The organism is Actinomadura decatromicini (assembly GCF_008121305.1).
Taxonomy (GTDB): Bacteria; Actinomycetota; Actinomycetes; order Streptosporangiales; family Streptosporangiaceae; genus Spirillospora; species Spirillospora syzygii.
Map to the genome: position 1 here is coordinate 211,732 of NZ_VSRQ01000002.1, position 23,689 is coordinate 235,420.

Sequence of the window (23,689 nt, forward strand, 5' to 3'; positions counted from 1 at the left end):
AGAACCGCCACCTGAACACCGACGCCAGGGCGGTCGCCATCTCGCGTCCCGGGAAAGAACCTGTTCACCCGCCGAGGCTAACCGGCAGATATCGGACACCGACACCTTCCAAAGTTGGTGGTCGACACCCTCCTAAGCGGGCGTCCCCACACCCCCCAGACCGATGTGCCACCCCCACCCGCCCCGCGACTCTTCTAGCCATGACGAACAAAACGCAACAGCCCCGACCCACCGCCCGACGCACAGGCCGCGCGATCACCGTCACCGCCGGAGCAGCCGGTTCCCTCCTCCTGTGGGCCGTCAACGCTCCCTGGCCCGGCAACGACCTAACCGTCCGCCAGGGCGGTGAGGTCACCCCGGCCGCCGTAGTGACCGCCGCCCTGATCGCCGGGCTGGCAGCCTGGGCCCTACTGGCCCTCCTCGAACGAACCGTCCGCAACCCCACCCGAACGTTCCGCATGATCGCCCTGACCACCCTGGCGATCTCCCTAGCAGGCCCCTTGACCAGCGGAACCGACCTGACCAGCCGCCTGGTCCTCCTCGGCATGCACCTAACAGTCGGCACAGCCCTGATCATCGGCCTCCCCTGCCCCCGCCCCTGCCGCTAACCCCACGGCGTGCTCCGCGATCCGCCCCGCCGCCCTCAGATACCTGTGCTCGAGGTTTGACACCCTCGCGCCGCGCGTCTTGCCAGCCTGCACGCGGTGTGCGATACGTGGGCGATATCCCCCCGCTCGTACGATCGAGACCGGACGCCGGAATCGGGGGAGGCAGGCGAACATGAACAGGGCACCGGGGTTGAGCGTTCGCCTCAAGCTCACTCTCAGCTATGCCGGATTCCTCATGTTCGCGGGCACCTTGCTGCTCGCCGCCGTGTGGGTGTTCCTCCTGCGAGGAACCTTGCACAGCCTGTACATCCCGGATCGGTCCGACTTCCTACGCGTCTTCAGCACAAGCAATTTCGGCCCGGTCGTCTTCGTTCCGGCCGCGATACTGGCGCTGGCGTTCCTGCTGGTGTTCGGTCTCGCCGGAGGATGGATTCTCGCTGGACGGATGCTGACCCCGCTGAACCTCATCACCGATGCCACGCGCAGGGCGGCGAGCGGGTCGCTCTCTCACCGGATCGAGTTGGCGGGGCGCCAGGACGAGTTCCGAGAGCTCGCCGACGCCTTCGACGGCATGCTCGCGCGGCTCGAAGCGCATGTCGCCGAACAGCAGCGCTTCGCGGCCAACGCCTCCCATGAGCTGCGTACTCCACTTTCGATCACGAAGACCTTGCTGGACGTCGCTCGCAACGATCCGAGCCGGGAACGCAGCGAGCTCGATGAACGCCTCCGCGTCGTCAACGCCCGAGCGATCGACCTCACCGAGGCATTGCTGCTGCTCAGCCGCACTGACCAGCGCTCCTTCACCCGAGATGACGTCGATCTGTCTCTCATCGCGGAAGAGGCCACCGAAACGCTCCTCCCGCTCGCCGAGAAGAGCGGCGTCGTCATCGAGACCTTCGGGGACGTCACCCCCACCATCGGGTCCCATGCGCTCCTGCTGCAGTTGACCACGAATCTCCTGCACAACGCGATCGTCCACAACCTGCCCGAACACGGCACCGTCCGGATCAGCACCACTGCCGCTCACGAGGCCGCCGTACTCACGATCGAGAACACCGGGGACACGCTCGACCCGCACGCGGTGTCCACTCTCACCGAGCCGTTCCAGCGCGGCACCGAACGCATCCGCGGCGACCACGTGGGCGTCGGCCTCGGGCTGGCGATCGCCAAGAGCATCACCCAGGCGCACGACGGAACGCTCTCGCTCACCCCGCGCGCGGACGGCGGTCTCCGCGTCACAGTACGACTACCCGCGACGCCCCGGCGGGTCTCGTAACCGCCGCACCAGCCGGGTCGTCGACCAGGACCGGAGCCGAGTGTCTGCCGCCGTCTGCCGCTGCTCGGTCAGCCCGGGACAGCCCCGGCTGACCGAGCGGTTCGTCGACTGTTTCGGCGTCAGCGCTGCGCGCTGGTCGTGTCAGGACGGTTCATCTCGAACCTCGTGGGGCGATACCGCGCTGCTCCGCGACCGCGTTGAGCACGTGCCGGGCCAGGACGACGTCCGCGTCCGGTGCGCCGGCCGCCGACGCGTGGGCCGACATCGCCGCGATCCGGCCGGGATCGGTGAGCACGGGGATCAGGGCGGTCTCGATCCAGGTCGGATCGAGGTCGGCGTCGTCGACGAGCAGCGCCCCACCGGCCGCGATCACCGGCTCGGCGTTCAGCCGCTGCTCACCGCCGCGCAGCGGGAGCGGGACGTACGCGGCCGGCAGGCCGACGGCGGCCAGTTCGGCGCACGTCATCGCTCCCGAGCGACAGATCACGAAGTCGGCCGCGGCGTAGGCGTACTGCATGTCGTCCACGTAGGGCACGATGACGTAGGGAGGGTCGGCGGCGTCGCGGTCCGGCGGTTCGACCACGTGCTGCCGCCCGGTGATGTGCAGCACCTGCACCCCGGTCGCCCGCAACGCCGCGGCCGCGCCGGACACCGCGGCGTTGATCGACCGGGCGCCCTGCGAACCGCCGGTGACCATCAGTACCGGCCCGTCGGGTCGAAGGCCGAACCGCCGCCGGGCGGCGTCGCGCAGCCCGGGCCGGTCGAGCCCGGTGATCGTCGGCCGCAGCGGAATCCCGATGGCGGTGGCGTGCGCCAGCCGGACACTCGGCGCGGCGGTGAACACCCGCGTCGTCATCCGGGCCCCCAGCCGGTTGGCCACTCCGGGCCGGGCGTTCGCCTCGTGGATGACGATCGGCAGGCCCTGCCGGTGGGCGGCGAAGTAGGCCGGCATGGCCACATAGCCGCCGAAGCCCACCACGACGTCGGCCCGGACCCGGTCGAGTATGGCCTCGGCCGCCCGCACCGAGTCGCGCAGCCTGCCCGGCGTTTGCAGCAGGGCCCGGTTCAGCCTGCGCGGCAGCGGAGCCGGCGGGATGAGTTCGAGCGGGTAGCCGCGGGCGGGGATGAGCGTGGTGTCCAGGCCGCGGACGGTGCCGAGGGCGGTGATCTCGGCCGCGGGCTCCAGCCGGCGCAGGGCGTCGGCGAAGTTCATCGCGGGCTCGATGTGCCCGGCCGAATGGCCGCCGGCGACGACGACGCGCGGCGGCGGCTCGCCCGGCATCACGATGCCCCTCTGATCAGGACGCCACGATCCGCGTGAAACCGCTCGAATACCTGCATGGGCAGTGACGCGGAGTCTGAATTGTGCGAGTAGCCCGACGGATTATGGAACCGCACCACACCGTCATCAGCCGCATAGACCAGCACGAGGTGACCTCCTCGCCGGGGGTCGTGAGTGTTCGGGTCGCGAATCTCAGGTGACACTGACGCGATCATGACCTGCCCGGGCCGCACCTCTCGACTGGATATGTGGATGGGCGTGCGCTCGACCAGTTCGCAGTGAAATCCGAACTGTGAACTGACCCAGGCCATGAACGGCCGGTAGATGAGTCCTCGGACGCTGCCGGAGGGCTCCACCACGTAGCAGCCCCAGTCGAGGGCCAGCGCGAGGAGTTCGCCCATCGGCAGCCGGATGTCGGTCCAGCCCTGGAGCAGCGACTGTAGGCACGCCAAGCCGCAGACCCTGCGGGACCAGAACAGGTATTCCTCGCTCGAGCGGTATCCGTCGGAGGCCCAGTCGTGCAGCCGCGACGGATCGGTACCACCCAGGAAGACCTCCACTCCCGACAGGTCGGTGCGCCGCATCACGACGTCGTCATTGCGATCCAAACGTCCCCACTGCGAAATGCAACGGAGAGTTCGATCAGGTGATGGGAAAGTCGAAGTAGACATCAGGATGGGGCTCGTTTCTCAGCGTGTAGTGCCACCATTCGCAGTTGTACGGCTCGAATCCGCAGCCCTCCATGATGGAACGGAGATGCTCACGGTTTTCGGCCTCGGCCGGCGTGATCTCGCCGGCCTGGTGGTGTGAGATCGGGTCCATGAGGTCGTGGCCGCCCCCATGGGAACAAGCTCACCGGTGGCAAGGTGATAAAGGGTCAGGTCGACGGCACTGCCCCTGCTGTGGCCCGACTTCGCGACCACATATCCGTTCTCGACCATCTGGGGACGGTCGATGTTCGGATAGTGCCGCGCTTTGGTCCGGCCGTCCTCGGGCTGTTCCGACCAGCGCAGGAAGCAGTCGACGGCGCGTTGGGGGCGATACCCGTCCCAGAGAAGCAGCCCGAAGCCACGAGAGGCCGCCTCCTCGCGTGCTCTTTCCAGGGCCGCGCACAGGGACCGGGTGCCGACGACGCGATTCGCGAGATAGCCGTCCACCGGTTTGCCGGTGAAGTTGTCCCAGGTGGCGTACTTGGCATCCCAGCGGACGCCCGGCACCAGGTCGTCGACGTAGACGAAGTCGTCGTTCATCGCTCTTTCCCGTGCAGCGCCGTCGAGATGAGCCGGTCGATCACATCGGACAGCGACAGTCCCGCGGCGGCCATCATCCGCGGATAGCGGCTGTAGGACGTCAGTCCGGGCATGGTGTTGACCTCGTTGAGCACCACCTGTCCGTCGTCGGTGAGGAACATGTCGACGCGGGCGATGCCCTTGCAGCCCAGGGCGCGATAAATGGTCTTGGCGGTCTCTTGGACGAGCCGGCGCGAGTCGTCGGAGATGTCGGCGGGAACGATGAACGTCGAGTTCTCCGATCCGGTCTCGGGTGAGTCCTCCTGGTGGATCCTGAAGAATCCGTGCGAGAGGTCGACGCGGTCCACCTCGCCGGTGACCAGGCCGAACCGTTCTTCGAGAACCGCGCAGCCGATCTCGCTGCCGACCACGGCCTCCTCGATCAGGGCCTTTGAGTCGTACTGGTGCGCCGCGCTCAGCGCACTCGCCAACTCGTTCTTGTCGGCGACTTTGCTGACGCCGAACGAGGAGCCCGAACGGGCCGGCTTCACGAAGACGGGGTACCGAAGACGGTCGGAATCGACCTTCTCGTTCTCCTCGACGACCCGGAAGTTCGGCGTGGCGATCCCCGCGCTCTTGGCGACGGTGTAAGTCAGGGACTTGTCCATGCACACGGCCGAGCCCTGGATGTCGCAGCCGATGTAGGGGATGCCGGAGAGCTCCAACAAGCCTTGGATCGCGCCGTCTTCGCCGAGCTTCCCGTGAAGTACGGGGAAGACGAGGTCGAGGCGCACCGTCTCGTAGCCTCCCTGCCCCATGACCAGCAGACCGTGCACGCTCCGGTCAGGTGACAGCGTGACGGGACGGGCGCTGCCGTTCTCCCAGTCCGCGGCGGGGCCGTCGCACAGTTTCCAAACGCCGTCGGCCGTGATGCCGATCCAGAGCGGCTCGTACTTCTCGGTGTCGAGGCTCCTCGCCACCTCGCGCGCCGACTTGACGGAGACGAGATGCTCCTCGCAGGCGCCTCCGAAGATGACTCCGACCTTCAATCTGCTCATGCTGTTCTCCCGCTCTCGAAGTTCAGGCAGTTGATGAGGGTGTTCTCGACGATGTCCTTCAGGGCGTGTTCGGTGTCGTAGGCGGAGTGCGGACTGATCAGCACATTCGGCAGGCGCTGCAGTCGCACCAGGGCCTCGTTCTCGAAATGCCTGTTTCGGCAGTCGGCGTAGAAGATGCCTTCCTCGCCTTCGAGGACGTCCAGTGCCGCGCCGCCCAACCTGCCGCTCTCCAGTGCGGCGAGGAGTGCCTCGGTATCGAGCAGCGGTCCGCGACCCGTGTTGACGATGTACGCGCCGGGCTTCATTCGCTCGATGCGATGGCGATCGAGGAGATGGTGGGTGTCCGCGGTGAGCGGGGTGTGGAGCGTCACGATGTCGCTCAGTTCGATCAGTTCGTCGAACGACACATGGCTGTGAGAGCGGTTGTCGTGGGTCAGCACGCGGCAGCCGAAGCCTCGCAGGCGGTCGATGACCGCTGTGCCGATGCGGCCTGTGCCGATCACCCCGACGGTCAGGTCCCGCAGTTCCTTGCCGCGAGTGTCGTTCAGCCGATAGTCATGAGCGTCGGTGCGGCGGACGGTGGATTTCGCGTGACGCACGGCCATCAGCATCAGCATCAACGTGTAGTCGGCCACGCTGTCCGGTGAATAGGCGACGTTGCCGACCGAGATGCCGACGCGCTCGGCGTACTCCACGTCGATGTGGTTGTAGCCGATGCTTCTGGTGGAGATGTACTGCACGCCCGCTGCGCTGAGCGCCAGAAGCGAGGGATTGGTGATCGGCGTCTTGTGGTTCACGCTGACGCATCGGTTGCCAATTGCCAGCTCAGCGTTGGTCTCGCAGACGGCGGCCTCGATAATGGTGGGCGCCACTCCGAGGCGTGGCCCCATCTCCTGGAACAAGGCGGCCTCGTCCTGGCCGCACCCGAAGACCGCGAGTCCTGTCGCCGGGAGAGATGAGGAAGATGGCTCGGCCTTCGTTCGGCCGCGATGGCCCGTGGCCGCTTCGCCGCTCGAACCCAATTCGCTGGAGGGCATGTCTCAAGTCAAGACAGCGCCTTGTTGCCAGCACGTATGCGATTCGCGATACGCGGACGATATGCCGCCCTAAGAGGTCGTAACAGAATCAGCGGACGAAGCGGCGCCGGCCGATAATGGCTGCGACCAGGTCATGAACGCCAGCGAGCAGCCGCGGGTACGAGGCACAGCGTGATCTTCGTCCCGGCGGGGGCTCCCGAGCGTCTCCGCCGTCGTCACTCGTGAGCGGGCCACTCCTCGGCCAGAAGCGCGTATGAGAGACCGTCGAGCCAGCCCTTGGTGCGGTGCAGTGAGTCTTTCACCGTGTGCTGTTCGCGGCGCATCCCGACCCGCTCCATCAGCCGCCACGAGGCTTCGTTGTCGTAGAAGCACTCCGCGTGCAGGCGGCGCAGGCCGAGCCTGGTGAAGGAGATGTCGATGAGGGCGCGTACCGCTTCGGTGGCGTAGCCCTTACCGCCGTAGGTGGGATCGATCGTCCACCCGAGCTCTCCCTGGACGCCTTTCGCCTGGTCGGCGACCTCTTCCTGGGCCCAAGCGTCCTGGACCTTCAGCATCAGGTCGCCGATCACCCGGCCGTCCAGCTCGACGAGGAGCATGTCTATGAGTTGCTCCTCGCGGAGGAAACGCTCACGGTAGTCGTCGTAGGTCACTGTGGCGGCCGTGATCCATTCGAAGGTCTCCGGCAGCCGCCGGAAGGCCCAGGTCGCGTCCAGGTCGTCGGGGGCAGCCCGGCGCAGCAGCAGGCGCTCGGTGGAAATCGGCCAGTCCAGCGTGTCAAGAGGGTGACGCATGGACCTCATGTTGACAGCGAGCTGCGGTGATACCAAAACGGATTACCGCGGACGACGTCTCCGACAACGACGCGCCGACCACCCCACAGGAACCGCCAGGACCCCGGCGACCAGCGCCCGCGAAACCCTCGTCCTGGCATCAATTGGGGCCGCCGTCGCAGAGTGGTGTGCCTCGTGCCGGAGTACCCGGCTGCGCCGCAGAGGTCAGGTGCGGGCCCCGGGCCCAGGGCGAGGTCATCGGCTCCGTCGGGTGGACGTCGCGGCCGGGGGCGTTGCCAGCACCCACCGCACTCAGCGAGGGCGCGCGTGATCAGCAAAGGAGAAGGTGGCTGCGGCGATCGACAAGGCGGCGGCAAAGAATCTGGTCGCCGTCACGAATCGCCGCGTCATCATGGCCAAGACCCACACATTCCGCAAGCAAGGCCAGATCGGTCAAGACATCCCAGTGGACCGAGTGCGATACGTCCGAGCGCCGACACGGGATGGCAACAGGCGCACGGCGATCGACATCATCACGCCCGATGAGAACATCCAGTCGATCTTCCACGCCGACATCGACAACACGCTAGTGGACGCGCTGGCCGCCGTACTCGCCGAGAAGCAGCACCGCGACCACCCGCACGCACCAGGCCCGACAACATGAGGCGGCGGGCACGGGTGCCAGATGCGGGCACGCTTGAGTGAGATACGCCAACGGCCCTGTCCGAGATCGCAATCTTGGACAGGGCCGTTCTGGTGGCGGAGGATCGGGGATTTGAACCCCGGATGGGCGTGAACCCAAACCGCATTAGCAGTGCCGTTCGCCGCGTGAAAGACCGTCCGGACTCGTGATCTTCCGTCCAGTTTCCGCAGGTAACCGCACTGGCGCTCGTCCATCGGGTGATGATCAGTCGGGACACATGGCGTCGCGTTCGGACCCACGCGGGACCCACGCGGAACGCTGAACCGCAGAATGACAAGCGCCCCGCCCCCTCATCTGGGGGGCGGGGCGCCGTGGTGCGTCGCCCTCTCAGCCTACGGGCAAGAGCGGCCGCGGCCGCGCTCTCCTCATGACGACAGCTCCCGCGCTCGGTCGAGAGCCTCCCGGTACTCGTGCGTCCATTGCGCGTCGCGCTGATCCGGCGGCAGCGAGTTCAGACCGTGGGCCAGATGCTCGGCCGCCGCTGCGTGCTCGCCCATAGCGGCCAGGGCAAGACCGATGTTGATGTGCTGGAAGTCGCCGGTCAGCCAGTACGCGGTATCCGGCGGCAGGCTGCGGGCGGCGTCCTCCTCCAGGCCCTCGGCCTCGCTGAGCAACCGGCGCGCGGCCCCATCCTCGCCGAGCTGGGCGAGACCCTGGGCAGCTTGAACGGCGTCGCCGAGCCGCTGGGCGGGTGCGGCGCCCGGCGCGTGGTAGGCGGTCAGGAAGTGACGGACCACCCCGCGCGGATTGCCCTGCTGTCGTGCCAAGTAGCCCTTGAAGTTGGCGGCCTGGGCGGCCAGTTCGCCGCTTCCTGCGACGTCGGCCAATTCCTCGGCGTCGGTCAGCCAGTGCACTGCATCGCGGTCGTGGCGCAGCTCTGCATGCAGCCATCCCGCGAACTGGACGTACTCCGCGGCGACCGGCGCGAGGCTTGCCCGAACGCTGCCGCGAGCCTCGCGGAGTAGGTCCGTGGTGATCTTGGTCTGTGCGAGCGTCGCGGGGAGGATCGCGGCTGGCCCCACCGTGTCGTCCAAGCGGCGCTGCATCGCGAGGATCGCCGCGAGCGAGCGGACGACCACGAGGTCAACGCGCCTCGGCTGTTCGATGGCCTGGACAAGCCGTTCCTCATCATCCGGGCTGAACTCTCCGTTAAGGCCCTGCGGACGCCAAAGCGACGGGAGACGCTCGTCAGGGTCACCGAACAACTCGTCTTCGCTCCTACCCGTCACGCGCACGTATAGCGTGCGGTAGATCCCCCCGCGCTTCGGGACGTGCTTGCCGCACTCCCATTGCTTGATCTGGTCGGTCAGGGACTCGACGTGCGCGACGTCGGGGAGTTCCTCCGGCGTGGCCTTCGCCCGGAACAGCCGAGCCAAGTCGCCACGCGACCAGTACGGGTCAGACTCGCGCGCCTCGCGTAGGCGCGCGCCGACGATCTTCTTCCGGTCGGCGGACATGTTGCGACGCACCTCTCACCGATGGTGGGGAAGCGGCCCAGCTCTCCCCGGCGCCTCCCCTTCTCCTCCCCATCTTCACCCTTCGTCTGTGTCAACTGCACTTGTTTCACTTCAGGTGACCGGTTCGCCACCTGATCCGACCCGGAGGGGAGAGCGGTCACCGTGAACGGTTCCGTCCCCGAGACCCGAATGCCGCATCGGCTGCCGAGCGACCGGCCCGTGCTCTTCGCGTGGGACGTGCCGCTCGCGAGTACGGCGGGCGGTGTATGTGGAGTCACCGACAACAGGTCCAGGGCGTTCGCGGATGTTCAGCGCGCGCTGACCGCTGCACCCCTCGGCGCCGCCGGGAAGGTGCGCAAGGTCGCGGTGAGCATGTCCGGCAGCCACGAGTACGTGGAACTGGGCACCATCGCGACGGCGCGCGTCGATGCATCATCGGGCGCGGTTGTGTGGCGCTGATCATGAGCGTGGGCGCGCGGCCGTTCGGTCGGGGCGACTGCGCGCCCGCAACGGGCGGGGGACGTGCGCGAGCGGCCGCGTCCCGCGCCGGGGGAGGCTCGGACGGGCTAGGTCAGACGGACCGGTCCGCACGTCGGCCGGTTCGGCCGTCCGGGCTTCCCCCATCCACCCTGACCACAAGGCGGCCCCGGCCGGTGCGCCAACACCGGTCCCGGGGCCTTGATCCCGACTCTGGAGGTCGGAACCCGATGACGACGGTAGCCGAGGCGCCCCCGTGGGCGCGGCTGGACCTGGATCCTGATCACGTGGTCGCCGAACTGGCGGCCGCCTTCCCCGACGCCATGCTGTGGTTCGGGGAGTTCACCGGCTCTCTGTGGGCCCTGACCCGCGACCGCGCCGGGCGCGCACGGCTCATCGAGGGCCGGACCCCGGCGCAGTTGAGCGAGCGCCTCCGCAAGATCACCGCACCGAAGACCACCGTGCCGGGGCCGGTCCCCGCGGCGCCCCGCGCGCCCTCGGGTGTATGGGCGTCGACGTCGGCCGGGCGGCGCGGTGCCAGCGCGGGCGCGGCGGACCGTCCTCCTGTCCCCCATGCCCCGGACAGGCGACACCTTCCCGCCGCGCCCGCGCGCCCGTCCGGCGGACGGCTGCGCCGCGCTTGCCGCGCGGTCGCTACCCGGCTCGGCCTCCGGGGCGAGCGGTGACGGCGAGGCTCGGCGAGGCCGAGCGGCTCGACCGGATCGAGGACGAGATCGAGCGCCTGGCGGAACGGGTGGACCTGCTCGTCTCGGCGATCGGCGCGGCCTACGCCGCGGCGGCGGACGGCGACCAGGACGAGCGCCGGGCGCGCCGGGCGCGGTGCGTCCGGCCGGTGCGCGGCCGCCGGGGCGTGCGGGCATGGCGAAGGTTTCGAGGGGAGACAGAGCGATGAACCTGGTGACGATCAGCCGGACGCCGGATGAGATCTACGTCCTGGCGGACGAGAAGGGGCGGCCACTGGGGACGTTCTTCGCCGAGGACGGCGGATGGTGGTCCGGGTACTACGCCAACGGGACCGGTAAGCGGCTGTGGGTGCCGGACGGCGGTCCGGAGGAAGTCACGCGGCGGATGATCGAGCGCCGCTAGGGACGCCCGCGCCCTTGCCCTCGGCCGCCACGACGGGCGGGGGTGCGGGTCGAGCGCGGGGCGGGTCGGGCGCAACCAAGGCGGGGCCCGACCCGCCCCGCATGAAGCGCCACGGTGGCGACGGCGGGCCGGTGGGGGCCGCTAACGCCGCGGTGGTCAGGGGCGCGCGGACCGGCCGATCCCAGGGGGACGGCCGGACGCGCGCCCCGTCTGTGAGGGGGCGGGGCGCGCCCGCGCGGGGCGGCCGAGCCGGGAAGGTGAGACCGGTCCGGCCGCCCCGGGGCGCGCCCCGGGTCAGGTGGTGGCGAGGTCGCGGCGAAGCTCGCGCATGTGGTCGGCGGCCTCGGCCGCCGCGGCGAGGACGAGCAGCCCGCGCGGGTAGAACTCGGCGAACAACTCCCGGCACTCGGCCATCGGGATGATCTCCTTGCCGGTGTCCAGGCGGCCGACGATCTCGGCGATGCGGTCCAGGTCGGCCGCGCTCAGCGGCGACGGGTTGGCCATGGGTCAGTTGCTCCCTCGGTACATGCCGCGGTGATCGAGCACGGTCCCGGAGTAGACGTGCCTGATCTTGTAGGTGAACTTGTCGGCGTTGAACATGCTGCCGACGTTCGGGTCGGACTGGGTGAACAGTTCCGGCTCGGTGGTGGGGCCGTAGAAGCCGATCTCGATCGTGGGGCACAGCATCGGGTCGGCGGTCAGGAACCAGTCGCTGGCGTCGGCGTAGTAGTCGATCACCAGCGGGACTAGGCCGCGGTGGATGTTGGGCCGGTCGGCCGGATCGTTGCCCGTCGACGGGATGGCGTGCTCACTGCTGCACAACTGGTAGGCCAGTTCTTCCAGGTCGGTCGGCACGATCAGGAACTTCGGCACGATCGACAGGATGTCGGACCCGTCGCCGTAGGCGGCCTGCCGCCGCATCTTGCGCCGCCCGGCGCTGAGCGCGCTCTGCCCCAGCGCCGCGGGGTTGTCGGTGTTGGCGTGGTTGGTGTGGAACAGCGCGGTCGCGTCGTAGGTGGTGGCGGCGTTGGTCGGGAAGAAGTCGAACACGAACCGGTAGAGCGTCTGCGAGGCCGCGCGGCCGAGCCGGAACGGGATCGAGCGCAACGCCTGGATGTCGTCGTTGGCGATCATCTCCAGCGTCAGATCCTCGGTGCCTCCCTTCTTGGTAATCGCGTACGTGGCTTCCTCATCGGGCGGGGACGGGAGCGGCTGATACGGCTGGCCCTCGGCGACGGTGGGCAGCGTGCCGTACCCGCCGACGCGGCCGCGCCGCTGGGTCCGGAAGTCCAGGCCGGTCGGCGTCGATGACACGATCTGCTGCCAGACCATGAGGTTCGGCACGCCGTATTCGGCGATCAGGCGGCGGGTCACGGCGTCGCCGAGGACCTGCGCCCAGCTCGCCGAGTCCATCGACTCGGCCGCGCGCATGGCCGAGTCGAACCCGGCGCCGAACGACTCGCGCAGGATGCGCCGGTTGAAGTCCTCGCCGAGGAAGTCCGGCCGCGCGCCGGTCAGGTCCATGTACGCCTCGCGCAGCGACCGGTAGGCCGGTCCCTTCGGCTGGTAGCTGAGCATCTCGTCCAGCGCGGCGACCTTCTTGTCTCGCGCCTCGGTCGTCACCTGAACCGCGGCGGGGCGCAGCTCGGCGCGCTCCCGGGTGCCGGTGGCGGCCTGGATGGCGTCGATGACGGCCGAGAGCTGCGCCTCGGAGAACCGCGCGGGAAGTGCCCGGGTCACGTGCTCGATCGACGCGGGCGGTAGTCCGCGGGCGGCCGACTCCTGCGCGATGACCTGTCGGCCGCGCGCCGTCCCGGCGTCGTGCAGCAGCTCGGCCGCGCCGCCCCCGCCGCGCCCGTCCGGGCCGTCGTCGCGGCCGCGGTTCCCGCCGGCGTCCTCCTGGCCCTCGTCGCCGGCGGCGCCGAGGCCGCCCGCAACCATCCGCGTGATCTGCCCGCCCGCGGCCGGATCGGCGACCACATCGGCGCTGTGTACCTTCGCGATGGCGATCGCCTCCTGCATGCGGCGGCCGCCGACACTGACCGGCTTGTAGTGGGCCATGACGTCATGGGAGATCCCGACCAGCGGCGGCGCGCCGAGGGCCTGCACGGCGAGCGAGGCGTCCAGCGCCTCGGCCGCCTGGCTCGCCGAGGGCAACAGGTGCAGATCGGCGTGTATGCCGTCATCGGCCGCCCGCGCGTCAGCGAAGTAGCCGATCATGCCCGCGATGGTGGAACTCTGGAGTTCCTCCGCGGTGCGGTGGTGGTCGTAGGCGCGCGCTCCCTCGTACAGCCCGACCGCCCGGCGCATCACCTCCGGGGGGTAGCGCCGCCCGTTCTTGCTGTCGCCGTAGGCGATGATCCGTACGGCGAACACGCGGCCGCCCGCGGCGTCGGTGCCGAGCGCCTCCAGTAGGCGGCCCTCCTCCCGGACGGTCTCGACGGCCGAGGGCGGCGCGTCCGTGTCGGTGGTCCGGGTGTCGGGCGTCTGGGTGCCGAGGGCCTCGGCCTCGCACGCACGGACGGGGGATGAGCTGAGGGGTTCCACGTGATGCCTCCGCGGGAGAGATGGTGCCTGGACTCCCGCGACAGCTCCGGCCGTTGATCGCGTTCCGGCCGCCGCACCATGACCCGCGCGGCTACTGATCATGAGGGTACGCGGCCGCCGAGCGGAACCGGAAGCGTGGACACGCCGATCACCGCGGCGCGCGAGGCGAGCAACTCGGCGACGATGCCGAGCTGGACGGTCTCGCGCAGCCCGCACACCGGGCACGCGACCTCCACGACCGCGGCCCCGGCCGCAAGCACGCGGCCGCCCGACAACCGGCCGTGCAGCGGCCGCCCCGGCTCGTCCAGGTCGAGCCAGAACAGCGCGGCGCGCTTGTCGTGGCGGCCGCGGCCGCGGCCACCGTTCCACGCTGGCATGCAGCGCAGGTCCAAGCGGACCTCACTCGGCCGTCGTCCTCGCCTGCTCACGTCTCCTCCGATCGCCGCTCGGCGCCGAGCCGGGGCCCCGGGTCGAAGTCCCGTTCATGATCCCGGTAGGGACCCCGACGCCCACTGAACATCTCTCCCCCCGCGCCGGGGGGTGGGGGGTGTGCGCGGTTGCGGATCACTCGGGGCCTCCGTCGCACATGGGGTGTGTGGTCTCACCGGCCGCCGCTAGAGCAGGGTCTAGAGGCTGTTCGCATACGGCGCAGCGCGAGGCGTCCGGAACTTCTGGCACCTGCGGAACTTCGCAGCTCATAGAGGTCGTCACCGGTTCCGGTTCCGTTTGCGTGTCCGGAACCGGAACCTTTGGCGAGGCTGTGACCTGCATGGTTCCGCTGGTTCCGGGGGTTCCGCTCGGGGCCTGCTCAGGTGGGAGGTAGCGACTCCATGCGTCGTAGAGGTGATCGCGTCGATACCCCTGGAGTGCCTGCCCGGAGACCTTCACCTTCGTTGAGCTGATGCCGTACGGCTTGAGCGTCTTGGCCAAGTCGCGAGCGCTGAACGGGCGACCGAACCAGTCCGACCAGGGGGCCTCATCGAGCTTGTGCAGCCTTTCCAGGATGGTCGCCCCGTGCAGCGCCTCGGCGTCACCGAACACGGTCCGTAGGTCGGCGAGGAGGCGCACGCCAATGGAGGTGTCCTCGGCGGCCGCGTCGGTCAGAGTCCGGCATGCCTGGCGGGCGCGGTCGGGCCACGCACCGCCAGCGGCATCGGCAACGATGATGAGGGGTTCCCAGTTGTCCGCTGCCCGGTCCTCTACCGGCATGGTGGGCTCGGCGTCGCCGAGCTCGTCCAGGTGGTGCCGCATCCAGCCGTTGATGCGGGCGCGTAGCTTGTGCAGCGCCGGAGCGTCGCGGCGGGTCCGGAAGGGTTGGACCCGCTCACCAGGTCCGCGACGGCGCATCCTGACCATGACGGCGCGGTCTTCGATCGTGTCCGGCATCGAGCCGATCCCTGCCAGTGCGGCCATAGCGAACGTTGGGCAGTGTTCGGGCCGACGCTGCGCCGCGTCCCACCGGATATAGGGCCGTCCGCGCTGATGCCCTGCGTTCAAGAGTCCGCGGAGATCCTCATGGTTGTCCGCGGCCTTTTTCCCGAACACCGTGTCTGCCTCATCAAGGAGGAGCGTCGGCGGGTCCTTGCCGATCGAGCGGACCAGCGCCGCCGGGGAGATGTTCACCGTGATCAGCGGCGTATGGCACGTCGTCTCCACGATGTCGAGAAGCCGGGACTTGCCGCACCGCTTCTCGGGCGCGGTGATAACGAGCCGGGTTGCGTGCTGCCACGCGGGTTGCGCGTGGGTGGCTGCGATCCACAACGCGACCGCATCACCGGCCTCCGCAGATGGAAGGATCACGTACCGGGCCAGCGCGGCGCGCAGCTCGTCCAGCAACCGCGCGCCCGACTCGGGCCCCGGCTTGCTCACGCGCTCACCATCCTTCGCGGATCGGCGAAGCGCGTAACCAGTTCCCATCGCTGCCAACCGGCCGCGGCCTGGCGTCGTACGTGGGCGAGTAGTTCGGCGTGCGTCAGTCCGAACGTGCTCGGACCGGTCGGCGTGACGAGACAGAGCCACGGGTCCGCGTGCCCGCACTCCAGCGGAGGTAGCCGAACCACGGCGCGCCAGCGCCGCGCGCTTTCCGCACCGGCCGCGGTCGTCCCGCTCGCCATCAGCCAGCCTCGCCATTGTCGAGTCCGAGCATGGCGAGAAGGCGCGCCGTCGGAACCACCATCCGGCGCCCGATCCGCAACGTCGGGATGTCGCCACGATTCGCGGCCTCATAGGCAGATGCCCGCGAGAGTCCGAGGAGCTCGCCAGCCTCCGGTACGGGGATGGTCGGGCGCTTGCGGGGGTCCGGCAGCGTGACGTCAGTTCTGTCCGATGTGGTCATAATCCATAGCATCGCGACTGACCTAGGTCGTAAGCTAGGTCACTCAGCAGCCGATGACTGACCGGACGGGACGACACGTGAAATCACTGAATCTCTACGCGGGGCGCGCGGGCATGCGCAGCTCCGTGCAGTACGACGAATCCGAGAAATGGCTCCCGATCGGGGACGGCTACGAACTGCCCCACCAGTTCACCGTGACCTACGTGCCGCGCTCTGGCAGCGCGGACCCCATCGGGTTCGAGATTCACTTCGAGGTGATCGACGGCGCCCCGCAGAGTCGAGAGGTCCGCATCTTGGCAACCCCGGGCAACCGGGAAGTTCGGAACGCAGATCTTCGAGCGATTCCCGTCGAGGAGATCACCGAGCAGGTAGCGGCCCAACTTGCCGTGCAGTACCGGACCGACGAGCAAGGCAACCGGCGACGGGTCGCGCGGTTCATCCTCACCGAGGACGGACAGCGGGAGGGGATCACCGCCGTCCGTACGGCTCGGCGCCAGGTTCGTAGGCGGGTCACCAACGAGATCCTTCGCCAGGTGGCCGAGGTCTACCGGGAGAACCTCGCGCACGCACCGGTGCGTGCGGTCGCTGAGCACTTCGACCTCGGATCGGACCGGACGGCCCGCCGGTGGGTCCAGCAAGCGCGGGCGGCCGGACATCTCGGTTCCGCGGTCAAGGGGAAGGCGGGCGAGCGATGAAGGGCTCCGCGTTCAAGCGGTGCGGGTGCCGGAACCCGGACACGGGGAAGCCGTACGACACGACGTGCCCGGACATCCAGAAGAAGAACCACGGCGCGTGGTGGGCGCGGTATGAGGCGCCCTCCACTGCGAAGGGTGGACGTCGGCGGCCGCGGATCGGCCCCTTCGAGACGAAGAAGGAGGCCGAGGCCGAGCTCGCCAAAGCACTGGCGAAGACCGGCACGCGCGGCCACACCGCGGAGCACGCGCTGAAGGTCGGCCCGTACCTGGACCGCTGGCTCGCGGGCAAGGTGGACTTGAAGGACTCCACGCGCGAAAGCTACGTGGAGGCCGTGAACCTCTACCTGAAGCCGGGCCTCGGCCATCTGCGCCTGATCGACCTTCGCGACTACCACGCGAGCGAGCTCTACGCCGAAATGCTGCTGATCAACCGGCCGCTGCCGGACGGTGAGAAGCCGAGCGAGCTCATGGTCCGGCTGATCGCGGCGCGTGCCGACTCGGTAAAGAAGGAACTCGCCGAGGGCGAGAAGCGCCGCAAGAAGTCCACCAAGCCGCTGTCTCCCGCGCGGATCAAGCGCGTGCACGCGGTGCTGAGCTCGGCCCTGGGCAGCGCGGTCAAGAAGTCGAAGCTTCTCGACTTCAACCCCGTGGAGAACGTCGAACTGCCGCGCGGCCCGCGGCCGAAGCCGCTCGTCTGGACGGCCGGGCGCGTCGCCCGATGGGAGAAGACCGGCAAGGCGCCGGGCCCGGTCATGGTGTGGACCCCTGACCAGACCGGCGCGTTCCTGGACTTCGCCACGGCGATCGAGGAACGGTTCTACGCGCTGTTCCACCTGGTGGCCTTCCGCGGCCTTCGCCGCGCCGAGGTCGCCGGACTGCCGCGCGCCGAGCGCGACCACGACGCGGGCACGATCACGATCCGCGAGACCCGCCCCGATGACGACCTGGACCCGGACGACACGAAGTCGGAGAGCGGCGCGCGGACGGTCTCGCTCGACGGCGTGACGTCCGGGTTCCTGGACGAGTGGGAAGACCTCCAGGACGCCGAGCGCCGCGCGGCCGGGGACCTGTGGGAGGACAACGGCCTCATGTTCACGCGCGAGGACGGTTCGGCGCTCCGGCCCGAATGGATCTCGCAACGCTTCGAGGCGATCGTCACGCGGTACGGCATGATCCGCCAGCGGCACGCGGACGGCTGGACGGTCGCCGAGATCGCGAAGCGTCACCGCGTCCCCGTGGAAGCCGTGTACGTCGCGCTGGACGGCGGCCCGCTTCCGCCGATCCGCTTCCACGACCTTCGCCACGGGGCCGCAACGCTGAGCCTCGCGGCCGGGGTCGATATGAAGATCATCAGCGAGACGCTCGGGCACGCGCGGTCGAGCTTCACCGCGGACACCTACACGTCGGTGATCCCCCAAGTCGCCAGAGCGGCGGCCGAGGCGACGGCGACGATCGTTCCTCGCCGGTCCGGACCCACAATGGACCTACAAGACGAGTCCAGCGCGCTCGCCGAAGTTATCGACTTCCGCGAACGCGCTGGTCGTAAGGCGGAGGATCGGGGATTTGAACCCCGGATGGGCGTGAACCCAAACCGCATTAGCAGTGCGGCGCCATAGACCGGACTAGGCGAATCCTCCAGAGCCTTCAGGCCCAGACAGGCTACCGGTTCAGCGCACCAACCGGCAAAGCCCGACGAGCAGCATAGTCCGAGCGGCCGCCGCGACGCGACGACCTTTACCGAACGTCCCGCCCCTGGGGCCGCAGGAGCGGATCGCCGGACGTCAGCCCAGGCGGAACGAGCTGAACCCGCAGGCCTCGGCGAGATCGTTTCCGTGCCGCTGCATGGCGGCGGTGTCGGGCTGCCCGATGGACGACGTGTCGCCGGAGCTCAGCTTCCGCAGCATCTGCGCCGTGTTGTCGAGGTCCCCGGCGAACGCGGTGGCGGCGGACTCGACGTCCCCGCCGGCGCTCTGCCCCTCCGACCGCACCTTGGCGGCCGTGTCGGTGAACTTCTGAGCGGTCGACGACGCGCCGCCGGGCGACGTCATCGACATGCTGCCGGTGGAGAAGCTGCGCAGCTCCGTCTCGATGTTCTTGCAGGCGGTCCTCTTCTTGCCACCGGCGACGGCGTCGATCGCCCCGCAACCCGTGGACCCGATCAACAGGCCACCGACGACGAGAACGCCGACCAGCGTGGTGGCGGACATGCGCATAGGGATTCTCCTTCAGGGGGTTTTGGATCTTCCGGACGAGCCAGACCTCTCACGTCACACCCGTCCCGATGACCCCTTTGACACCCACCCACCACAAAGGGTTCCGTGACTCAAGTCACACTCCCGCGCCGACCTGTACCGCAACCGATTCGCAGTCCGCCCCGCGGAGCCGGTACAGTAATCCCGGCAGGCACCCGTAGCTCAACGGATAGAGCATCTGACTACGGATCAGAAGGTTAGGGGTTCGAATCCCTTCGGGTGCGCCCAGCTCAAAGGCCCCTTCCGATCACGGAAGGGGCCTCTTGCGTGGGCCATGGGAGCCACGTTGGGAGCCACGGGATTCGATCAGGTCCCGAAGAGGGCGCCGCTCATGGCCTCAGCCGCCGCCCGCTTGTCATCGACGAGCAGATGCCCGTACACGTCCTTGGTGATCGCGATAGACGTGTGGCCGAGGATCTCGGAGACGACGTGCAACGGCGTCCCTTGCGCGAGCATCAGCGACGCGCCCGAGTGCCGCAACTCGTGCGGATGCCAGTGACCGAGCCCCGCCCGCTTGGCCAGCTTGGAGAAGGTGTGCGAGAAGTTGTCGGGATCCATGGGGGTTCCGACCGCAGTCGTGAAGACCAGCCCATGATCCTTCCACAGCTCACCGGCCGCGATCTTGGCCTTGGCCTGGTGGACGTGAAGCGCCCGAAGCTTGGCCATGATCTGCGGAGTGAGGACCAGCGTCCGGCGTGACTTCGGCGTCTTGAGTTCGCTGATCACTAGAGCTGTCTTGCGCTTGCTCGTCTTGTCGCGGTTCTTGTTGCGCTTCACGGCGTGCGTGAGTCGCACCGTGCCTGCATCCCAGTCGACCGCCGACCAGTGCAGACCGAGAACCTCACCGCGCCGCAGCCCGTAGGCCAGGGCGATCATGATCGCGATCTCGAAACGGTGTCCCGTTACCGTCTTGAGCAGCCTTTTCGCTTGGTCGATCGTGAGCGTTCGCCCCTCCTTGGCCACCACGTGAGGAGCTGCCGAAAGAGCGCCGACATTGCGCGGGACGATTCCCTCGCGCTCCGCTTGGCCCAGCGCCTTACGGAGGACCGTTCGCATGATTCGGATGCTGTTTGCGCTGTAGCCCGCTTCCCGCTTGGCCTGCCACAGCTTGTCAACGTCCAGGACCGTGAGTTTGGCCAGCCGCTTACGCCCGAGCGCAGGCGACAGATGAAGCCGGACCGTGTCGTTGTAGTCGTCTTCCGTCGACTCGGCGACGGTGCCCGGCAGGTTGTGAGCAAGCCAGCGGTCCAGGAACGCTTTGACCGTGATCTTGTCGTCGGGAACCGTTCCGGCGTCCACCAGCTTGCGAAGGCTCCGGAGCTTGTCCGCCACCTCGTTGCGCGTCCGGCCTGACACCTTCTTTCGGATACGGCGTCCCTTCTCGTCGTAGCCGAGATGAATCGCGCCGCGCCAGCGGTCGCCATCCCTGTAGATCGAATCCTCGCCGTTGCCCCGCCGCTTGGTCATGCCGCGTCCGCCTCTTCTTCGAGCTGGGCAACGAACTCGGTCAGCGCCGATGCCGGAATCCTTCGGGAGCCACCGAGCCGAACCGACCGCAACGCACCAGTACGGATCAGGTCGTAGACCTTCGTGCGTCCGATGCCGAGCATCACGGCCGCCTGTTCGGGCCTCCACAAGAGCGGTTCAGCCGCTCGGTCCTTCGCAGTCGTCACGCTGCCTCCGCAGTTGCCGAAAGTTCGGGAGTGGTGTTGTGGGTCGCGGCGTCGAGCTGGCGGCGCCGTTGGATGCGTTCGTTGATCAGCAGGAGGAGCCGTTGTTCGGTCGGTTTCACGTCGGGGTCGGCGGGTCCGGCGCGTTCCCAGATGTGGACCGCTTGTGGGTCGGCCGGGTTGGTGACGGGGATTCCGGCTTCTGCCAGTCGGGCGAGGACCCAGGCTTTGCGGTCGGCTTTGTGGTCGGCGAGGGTCTTGCCGGACCATTTGCGGGAGACCAGGACGCGGCGGCCGCCGTAGCCGAGGTGTTCGCGTCGGTGGGCTTTGCCCCTGCAGTAGCCCGGCGCCATGCCTTTGCGTGGGTTCTTGGGTTGGACGCCGTAGCGCAGCCAGTTCGCGCACGTGGGTGAGCAGGGTTCGTAGCGGAGTGCTTCGGCCATCCGGTCGATGTGTTCGCGCTGCGTGCTTGTCTGGGCGGTGTGGCATTCGGCGACGCCCTTGACGAGGTACTTGGTCAGGTAGCCGATGCAGCGGCGCGAGTCGGCCGAGTCGGCGAGGACGCCTTGCGCGTCGATCTGGCGTCCGAACTTGACCACGTGTAGGGGTTGGGCGTCGGGATCCTCGCCGAGGGCGTCCAGCGCCTCGTCCCAGGTGGGCAGCACTTCGCCGGTAGTGGGGTCGAGGTAGCCGCCGTCGTTCTCGCCCGCCGCGTCGTCCCAGACCGGCAGGTGTTCACCGTCGAAGACGACGCGATCGGTCGAGGGCCACCACACCTGGTGATAGGTGGCCGCCACCACCTGTCGCAGCTCAGCCCGCGAAATGGTGCCGCGAATGGCCATGTGCAGGTGAGGAGCGAGACGGCGTTGTGGTTCGACGGCGGCGAAGTACTGCACGTCATAGCCGACGAACCGGCGTAGGTTCTGCACGAACCGGTCTACCAGCTTGGAGAAGTGCACGGCGTCACGGGCGGCCCGCGCGTAGTCGTAGGACTCGGGGTCGACCGGCGTACCGTCACCGCGTACCCGCCCGTAGGAGTCGAGCGTCAGCGTGAGGAACAGCGAGGGCCGGAAGGTGTTGCCGTTCTTGCCTCGGAACACCTTGCCGACCGTGCGGGAGTCGACCGGACGCCGGGGAAGGTCGGGCGCGTCCTGCCGCCGCCGGGTCGATCGGGTGCGTCGGCTCTTGCTCTGGTCACCGGCCTTGAGGGAACCGCGGACCCCGGCGCGTTCAAGCTCGTTGTCGAGATCACGGACCACGGCATCCCAGAACGCAGCGTCTTCCCCGTGCGCCGTACCGTCCTCGGCCGCGAGGTCACGGGCCGCCGCAGCTTGTGCCCGCAGTTCCATCCACGCGCGTTGTTCGTCGTCGGGGTCAGCGCGCGTGATGACCGGTTCCTCGGCCAGGTGCCAGCCCTGGCGACACTGCACGGCCCGGAGCTTGCGCTTGCGTTCAGCGCACGAAGGGCAGACCGAGGCCAGGGTGTGACCGCACGGGACATAGACCACCTCGGCCGCGCCCGTGTTCAGCTCAACCCGCCGCATGGGCACGGGACGGACACAGACGCCGTGTTCGACCGCGACCGCTTCCAGCACCCCGCGCGCCAGCGGAGCCAGCGTCTTGACCACGGGTTCTGGACCGGGTTCGGCCGACGAGGGCCGGGTGTCCTCGGTGGTGTCGTCGAGGGTGGGTTGCCTCATGCCGCCTCCACACCGGGCAGGCCGAGCGTGACCATGTCGCGGATGTCGGCGTCGGAGACATAGGCCGCCCGCACCCGCACCGGGTCAGGCGAGGCTTCCAGCCGCACGAAGCCCACGCCCGCGCCGATCTCAGGGATGGACGAGATCTGGTCGGCGAGGGCACCACGGTCGCGGGCACCGTCGCCGAGCACCATGTCCACCTGTTCGTCCTCGTCCAAGCGCAGGGCGATCCGGTCGGGGAACAGGTTGCGCAGGTTGTTGACCTCTTTGCGCGCGTCCTGCTGAGCCCCGATCACGCAGTACCCCACCGAGCGGCCCTGCGAGGTGAGCACGGCAAGCGCCGACTCGGCCCGCTTACGTAGATCACGCTCAGGGCAGTAGGCGGTCAGGAACGCCAGCTCATCCACCACGATCATCCGGAACGGGAACTCATGCGAGGGCGTGAAGCTGCGGGTTAGTCCGGCGAACCGTTCGGCGCGGGCGTTCATGTCCGCCGCCGCGTCCTCCAGCAGCGCCACCATCCCGCCGCGCGGGTCATCGCTGTAGCGCCCGTAGCGTTCGAACAACGCCCGCCCGAACGACAGCTCCATGCGCTTGGGGTCGACCGCCCAGACTTCCACCAGGCCGCCCAGCATCAGCGGCAGCACTGCGCGAATGGTCGACCAGATGACCGAGCCCTTCCCCGCCCCCGTCGCACCCGCGATGAGGACATGGGTTCCGAGCAGCCGCAGCCGCCACGGGGAACCGTCTTCCTGCCGTCCGATGGGCAGCGCGGATAGGTCGACGTCGGCCGCGTCGAGGATGGGCAGGGCGGGAATCGGTTCGGCGAGGGCATCACGGCGGACGAATTCCAGCCAGATCCGGCCCGGACGGTCCCCGGCGCGGACGCGGACGAGGGTTGCGCCGAAGCCGTGCGCGAGGTTCACCGCGACCCGCTCCCAGGCGTCCGGAGCCTGCCCCTTGAGCATCCGGACGAGAACCCGGTCCGAGGTTGGACCGCAGCGGACGCGGACGAGGGAGGGCAGGTACTCCCGCCCCTTGTGGACCTTGGTCAGCCCGGCCGTGACCAGGACGGGTTGCCAGTCCCGCCGATACACAAGGACGAGCCGCCACCGGGCACGAGCCGGACGGCCGATCCAGCGGACGAAGGACGGGCGGTCCGCCCCCGCCCAAACCGACAGGCCCACGGCGACGAGGAACAGGACCAAGACGGGCACCAGCCAGCCGAACCGGTACCCGAGCCAGGCCAGTCCGGACAGGACGGAGACGGGGACGATGTTGCGGACCAGGAAGACGACCGTCCCGACCAGAGCGCGGACGGCGTTGACGATCAGGACCAGGCCCTCGGGCATGTGCCAGACCGGCGGCGCCCATTTCGGCGCGGCGAACGGGTCACGCTGGGCCTCAACGGCGACGTTCTCACCGGGACCGAGCTTGCGGAACTCCCATGCCATGATGGGTCACCTCTTCTTTGTGCTGTTCAGGG

At 68.8% G+C, this 23,689-nt stretch carries 25 protein-coding genes, 2 tRNA genes and 2 pseudogenes; 10 read left to right on the forward strand and 19 right to left on the reverse strand.

What is annotated here, in order from left to right; genetic code table 11:
- The first annotated feature begins 200 nt into the window (after positions 1–200).
- Together FXF68_RS08570 and FXF68_RS08575 are read left to right on the forward strand one after the other, a co-directional pair.
- Entirely contained in the window at positions 201–608 is a 408-nt protein-coding gene (locus tag FXF68_RS08570; RefSeq protein WP_148758421.1) for a DUF6069 family protein, read from the forward strand.
- 250 nt (positions 609–858) lie between these two features.
- Positions 859–1,884 (forward strand): sensor histidine kinase, encoded by a 1,026-nt coding sequence (locus FXF68_RS08575; protein WP_281292169.1) that lies wholly within the window; start codon positions 859–861, stop codon positions 1,882–1,884.
- A gap of 151 nt (positions 1,885–2,035) precedes the next feature.
- Here the strand turns inward: FXF68_RS08575 and FXF68_RS08580 are convergent, their stop codons facing one another.
- The 6 genes and pseudogenes from FXF68_RS08580 to FXF68_RS08605 form a co-directional block, all read right to left on the reverse strand.
- Positions 2,036–3,166 (reverse strand): UDP-N-acetylglucosamine--N-acetylmuramyl-(pentapeptide) pyrophosphoryl-undecaprenol N-acetylglucosamine transferase, encoded by a 1,131-nt coding sequence (locus FXF68_RS08580; protein WP_148758423.1) that lies wholly within the window; start codon positions 3,164–3,166, stop codon positions 2,036–2,038.
- Entirely contained in the window at positions 3,166–3,750 is a 585-nt protein-coding gene (locus FXF68_RS08585; RefSeq protein ID WP_148758424.1) for a hypothetical protein, read from the reverse strand. Before FXF68_RS08585 ends, FXF68_RS08580 begins: the two co-directional genes overlap by 1 nt.
- Before the next feature lie 58 nt (positions 3,751–3,808).
- A pseudogene (vanX, locus tag FXF68_RS08590) lies at positions 3,809–4,416 on the reverse strand (D-Ala-D-Ala dipeptidase VanX).
- Positions 4,413–5,453: a D-alanine--(R)-lactate ligase gene (gene vanA, locus FXF68_RS08595; protein WP_148758425.1), complete on the reverse strand. Its 1,041-nt coding sequence runs from the start codon at positions 5,451–5,453 to the stop codon at positions 4,413–4,415. The pseudogene vanX and the gene vanA overlap by 4 nt, the downstream one beginning before the upstream one ends.
- Entirely contained in the window at positions 5,450–6,490 is a 1,041-nt protein-coding gene (locus FXF68_RS08600) for a D-isomer specific 2-hydroxyacid dehydrogenase family protein (RefSeq protein ID WP_148758426.1), read from the reverse strand. The genes vanA and FXF68_RS08600 overlap by 4 nt, the downstream gene beginning before the upstream one ends.
- 215 nt (positions 6,491–6,705) lie before the next feature.
- Positions 6,706–7,281, reverse strand: coding sequence for a GNAT family N-acetyltransferase (locus tag FXF68_RS08605; RefSeq protein WP_148758427.1), 576 nt, complete (start codon positions 7,279–7,281; stop codon positions 6,706–6,708).
- A 325-nt stretch (positions 7,282–7,606) separates the two neighbouring features.
- Between FXF68_RS08605 and FXF68_RS42205 the strand changes: the two genes are divergently transcribed.
- Positions 7,607–7,924, forward strand: a complete 318-nt coding sequence (locus tag FXF68_RS42205; RefSeq protein ID WP_187437813.1) for a hypothetical protein — start codon at positions 7,607–7,609, stop codon at positions 7,922–7,924.
- A gap of 404 nt (positions 7,925–8,328) precedes the next feature.
- Here FXF68_RS42205 and FXF68_RS08615 read toward each other — a convergent pair whose 3' ends face one another.
- Positions 8,329–9,420, reverse strand: a complete 1,092-nt coding sequence (locus FXF68_RS08615; protein ID WP_148758429.1) for an NsdA family TPR-like regulatory protein — start codon at positions 9,418–9,420, stop codon at positions 8,329–8,331.
- A 162-nt stretch (positions 9,421–9,582) separates the two neighbouring features.
- Between FXF68_RS08615 and FXF68_RS08620 the strand changes: the two genes are divergently transcribed.
- From FXF68_RS08620 to FXF68_RS08635, 4 genes are all read left to right on the forward strand, one after another.
- Positions 9,583–9,879, forward strand: coding sequence for a hypothetical protein (locus FXF68_RS08620; RefSeq protein WP_148758430.1), 297 nt, complete (start codon positions 9,583–9,585; stop codon positions 9,877–9,879).
- 248 nt (positions 9,880–10,127) lie between these two features.
- Complete coding sequence (locus FXF68_RS08625) at positions 10,128–10,583, forward strand: hypothetical protein (RefSeq protein WP_148758431.1); 456 nt, start codon at positions 10,128–10,130, stop codon at positions 10,581–10,583.
- Complete coding sequence (locus tag FXF68_RS08630) at positions 10,580–10,810, forward strand: hypothetical protein (protein WP_148758432.1); 231 nt, start codon at positions 10,580–10,582, stop codon at positions 10,808–10,810. Before FXF68_RS08625 ends, FXF68_RS08630 begins: the two co-directional genes overlap by 4 nt.
- Entirely contained in the window at positions 10,807–11,004 is a 198-nt protein-coding gene (locus FXF68_RS08635) for a hypothetical protein (protein WP_148758433.1), read from the forward strand. The genes FXF68_RS08630 and FXF68_RS08635 overlap by 4 nt, the downstream gene beginning before the upstream one ends.
- A gap of 294 nt (positions 11,005–11,298) precedes the next feature.
- Here the strand turns inward: FXF68_RS08635 and FXF68_RS08640 are convergent, their stop codons facing one another.
- The 5 genes from FXF68_RS08640 to FXF68_RS08660 form a co-directional block, all read right to left on the reverse strand.
- On the reverse strand, positions 11,299–11,508 hold the full coding sequence (locus tag FXF68_RS08640) for a hypothetical protein (protein WP_148758434.1): 210 nt from the start codon (positions 11,506–11,508) through the stop codon (positions 11,299–11,301).
- A 3-nt stretch (positions 11,509–11,511) separates the two neighbouring features.
- On the reverse strand, positions 11,512–13,551 hold the full coding sequence (locus FXF68_RS08645; protein WP_148758435.1) for a phage major capsid protein: 2,040 nt from the start codon (positions 13,549–13,551) through the stop codon (positions 11,512–11,514).
- A 98-nt stretch (positions 13,552–13,649) separates the two neighbouring features.
- Entirely contained in the window at positions 13,650–13,928 is a 279-nt protein-coding gene (locus tag FXF68_RS08650) for a hypothetical protein (RefSeq protein ID WP_148758436.1), read from the reverse strand.
- A gap of 187 nt (positions 13,929–14,115) precedes the next feature.
- The gene (locus FXF68_RS08655) at positions 14,116–15,420 is read right to left on the reverse strand and encodes a DUF3631 domain-containing protein (RefSeq protein ID WP_246178518.1); all 1,305 of its coding nucleotides are present in this window, start codon (positions 15,418–15,420) and stop codon (positions 14,116–14,118) included.
- A 244-nt stretch (positions 15,421–15,664) separates the two neighbouring features.
- On the reverse strand, positions 15,665–15,886 hold the full coding sequence (locus tag FXF68_RS08660; RefSeq protein WP_148758438.1) for a helix-turn-helix domain-containing protein: 222 nt from the start codon (positions 15,884–15,886) through the stop codon (positions 15,665–15,667).
- A 53-nt stretch (positions 15,887–15,939) separates the two neighbouring features.
- Between FXF68_RS08660 and FXF68_RS08665 the strand changes: the two genes are divergently transcribed.
- Complete coding sequence (locus FXF68_RS08665) at positions 15,940–16,581, forward strand: hypothetical protein (protein ID WP_148758439.1); 642 nt, start codon at positions 15,940–15,942, stop codon at positions 16,579–16,581.
- Between the two features lie 406 nt (positions 16,582–16,987).
- On the opposite strand, the gene FXF68_RS43715 is transcribed toward FXF68_RS08665, so the two are convergent.
- Positions 16,988–17,335: a hypothetical protein gene (locus FXF68_RS43715; protein WP_246178519.1), complete on the reverse strand. Its 348-nt coding sequence runs from the start codon at positions 17,333–17,335 to the stop codon at positions 16,988–16,990.
- Here FXF68_RS43715 and FXF68_RS43720 point away from each other — a divergent pair.
- Positions 17,334–17,978 (forward strand): annotated as a pseudogene (locus tag FXF68_RS43720) (tyrosine-type recombinase/integrase); the annotation flags it as partial. The gene FXF68_RS43715 and the pseudogene FXF68_RS43720 sit on opposite strands and share 2 nt — an antisense overlap.
- A gap of 151 nt (positions 17,979–18,129) precedes the next feature.
- Here the strand turns inward: FXF68_RS43720 and FXF68_RS08680 are convergent.
- Positions 18,130–18,218 (reverse strand) — tRNA-Ser (locus FXF68_RS08680).
- Between the two features lie 144 nt (positions 18,219–18,362).
- The gene (locus FXF68_RS08685; protein WP_148758440.1) at positions 18,363–18,794 is read right to left on the reverse strand and encodes a hypothetical protein; all 432 of its coding nucleotides are present in this window, start codon (positions 18,792–18,794) and stop codon (positions 18,363–18,365) included.
- Between the two features lie 190 nt (positions 18,795–18,984).
- Here FXF68_RS08685 and FXF68_RS08690 point away from each other — a divergent pair.
- A tRNA-Arg gene (locus FXF68_RS08690) sits at positions 18,985–19,057 on the forward strand.
- Positions 19,058–19,139: 82 nt separating this feature from the next.
- Here the strand turns inward: FXF68_RS08690 and FXF68_RS08695 are convergent.
- The 4 genes from FXF68_RS08695 to FXF68_RS08710 are packed head-to-tail and all read right to left on the reverse strand — an operon-like array spanning position 19,140 to position 23,657.
- Positions 19,140–20,300 carry a site-specific integrase gene (locus tag FXF68_RS08695; RefSeq protein ID WP_148758441.1) on the reverse strand — a complete coding sequence of 387 codons (1,161 nt, stop codon included), beginning with the start codon at positions 20,298–20,300 and terminating at the stop codon, positions 19,140–19,142.
- Entirely contained in the window at positions 20,297–20,506 is a 210-nt protein-coding gene (locus tag FXF68_RS08700; RefSeq protein WP_246178521.1) for a helix-turn-helix domain-containing protein, read from the reverse strand. The genes FXF68_RS08695 and FXF68_RS08700 overlap by 4 nt, the downstream gene beginning before the upstream one ends.
- On the reverse strand, positions 20,503–22,203 hold the full coding sequence (locus tag FXF68_RS08705; RefSeq protein ID WP_246178523.1) for a replication initiator: 1,701 nt from the start codon (positions 22,201–22,203) through the stop codon (positions 20,503–20,505). Before FXF68_RS08705 ends, FXF68_RS08700 begins: the two co-directional genes overlap by 4 nt.
- The gene (locus tag FXF68_RS08710) at positions 22,200–23,657 is read right to left on the reverse strand and encodes an FtsK/SpoIIIE domain-containing protein (RefSeq protein WP_246178525.1); all 1,458 of its coding nucleotides are present in this window, start codon (positions 23,655–23,657) and stop codon (positions 22,200–22,202) included. Before FXF68_RS08710 ends, FXF68_RS08705 begins: the two co-directional genes overlap by 4 nt.
- Positions 23,658–23,689 lie beyond the last annotated feature (32 nt).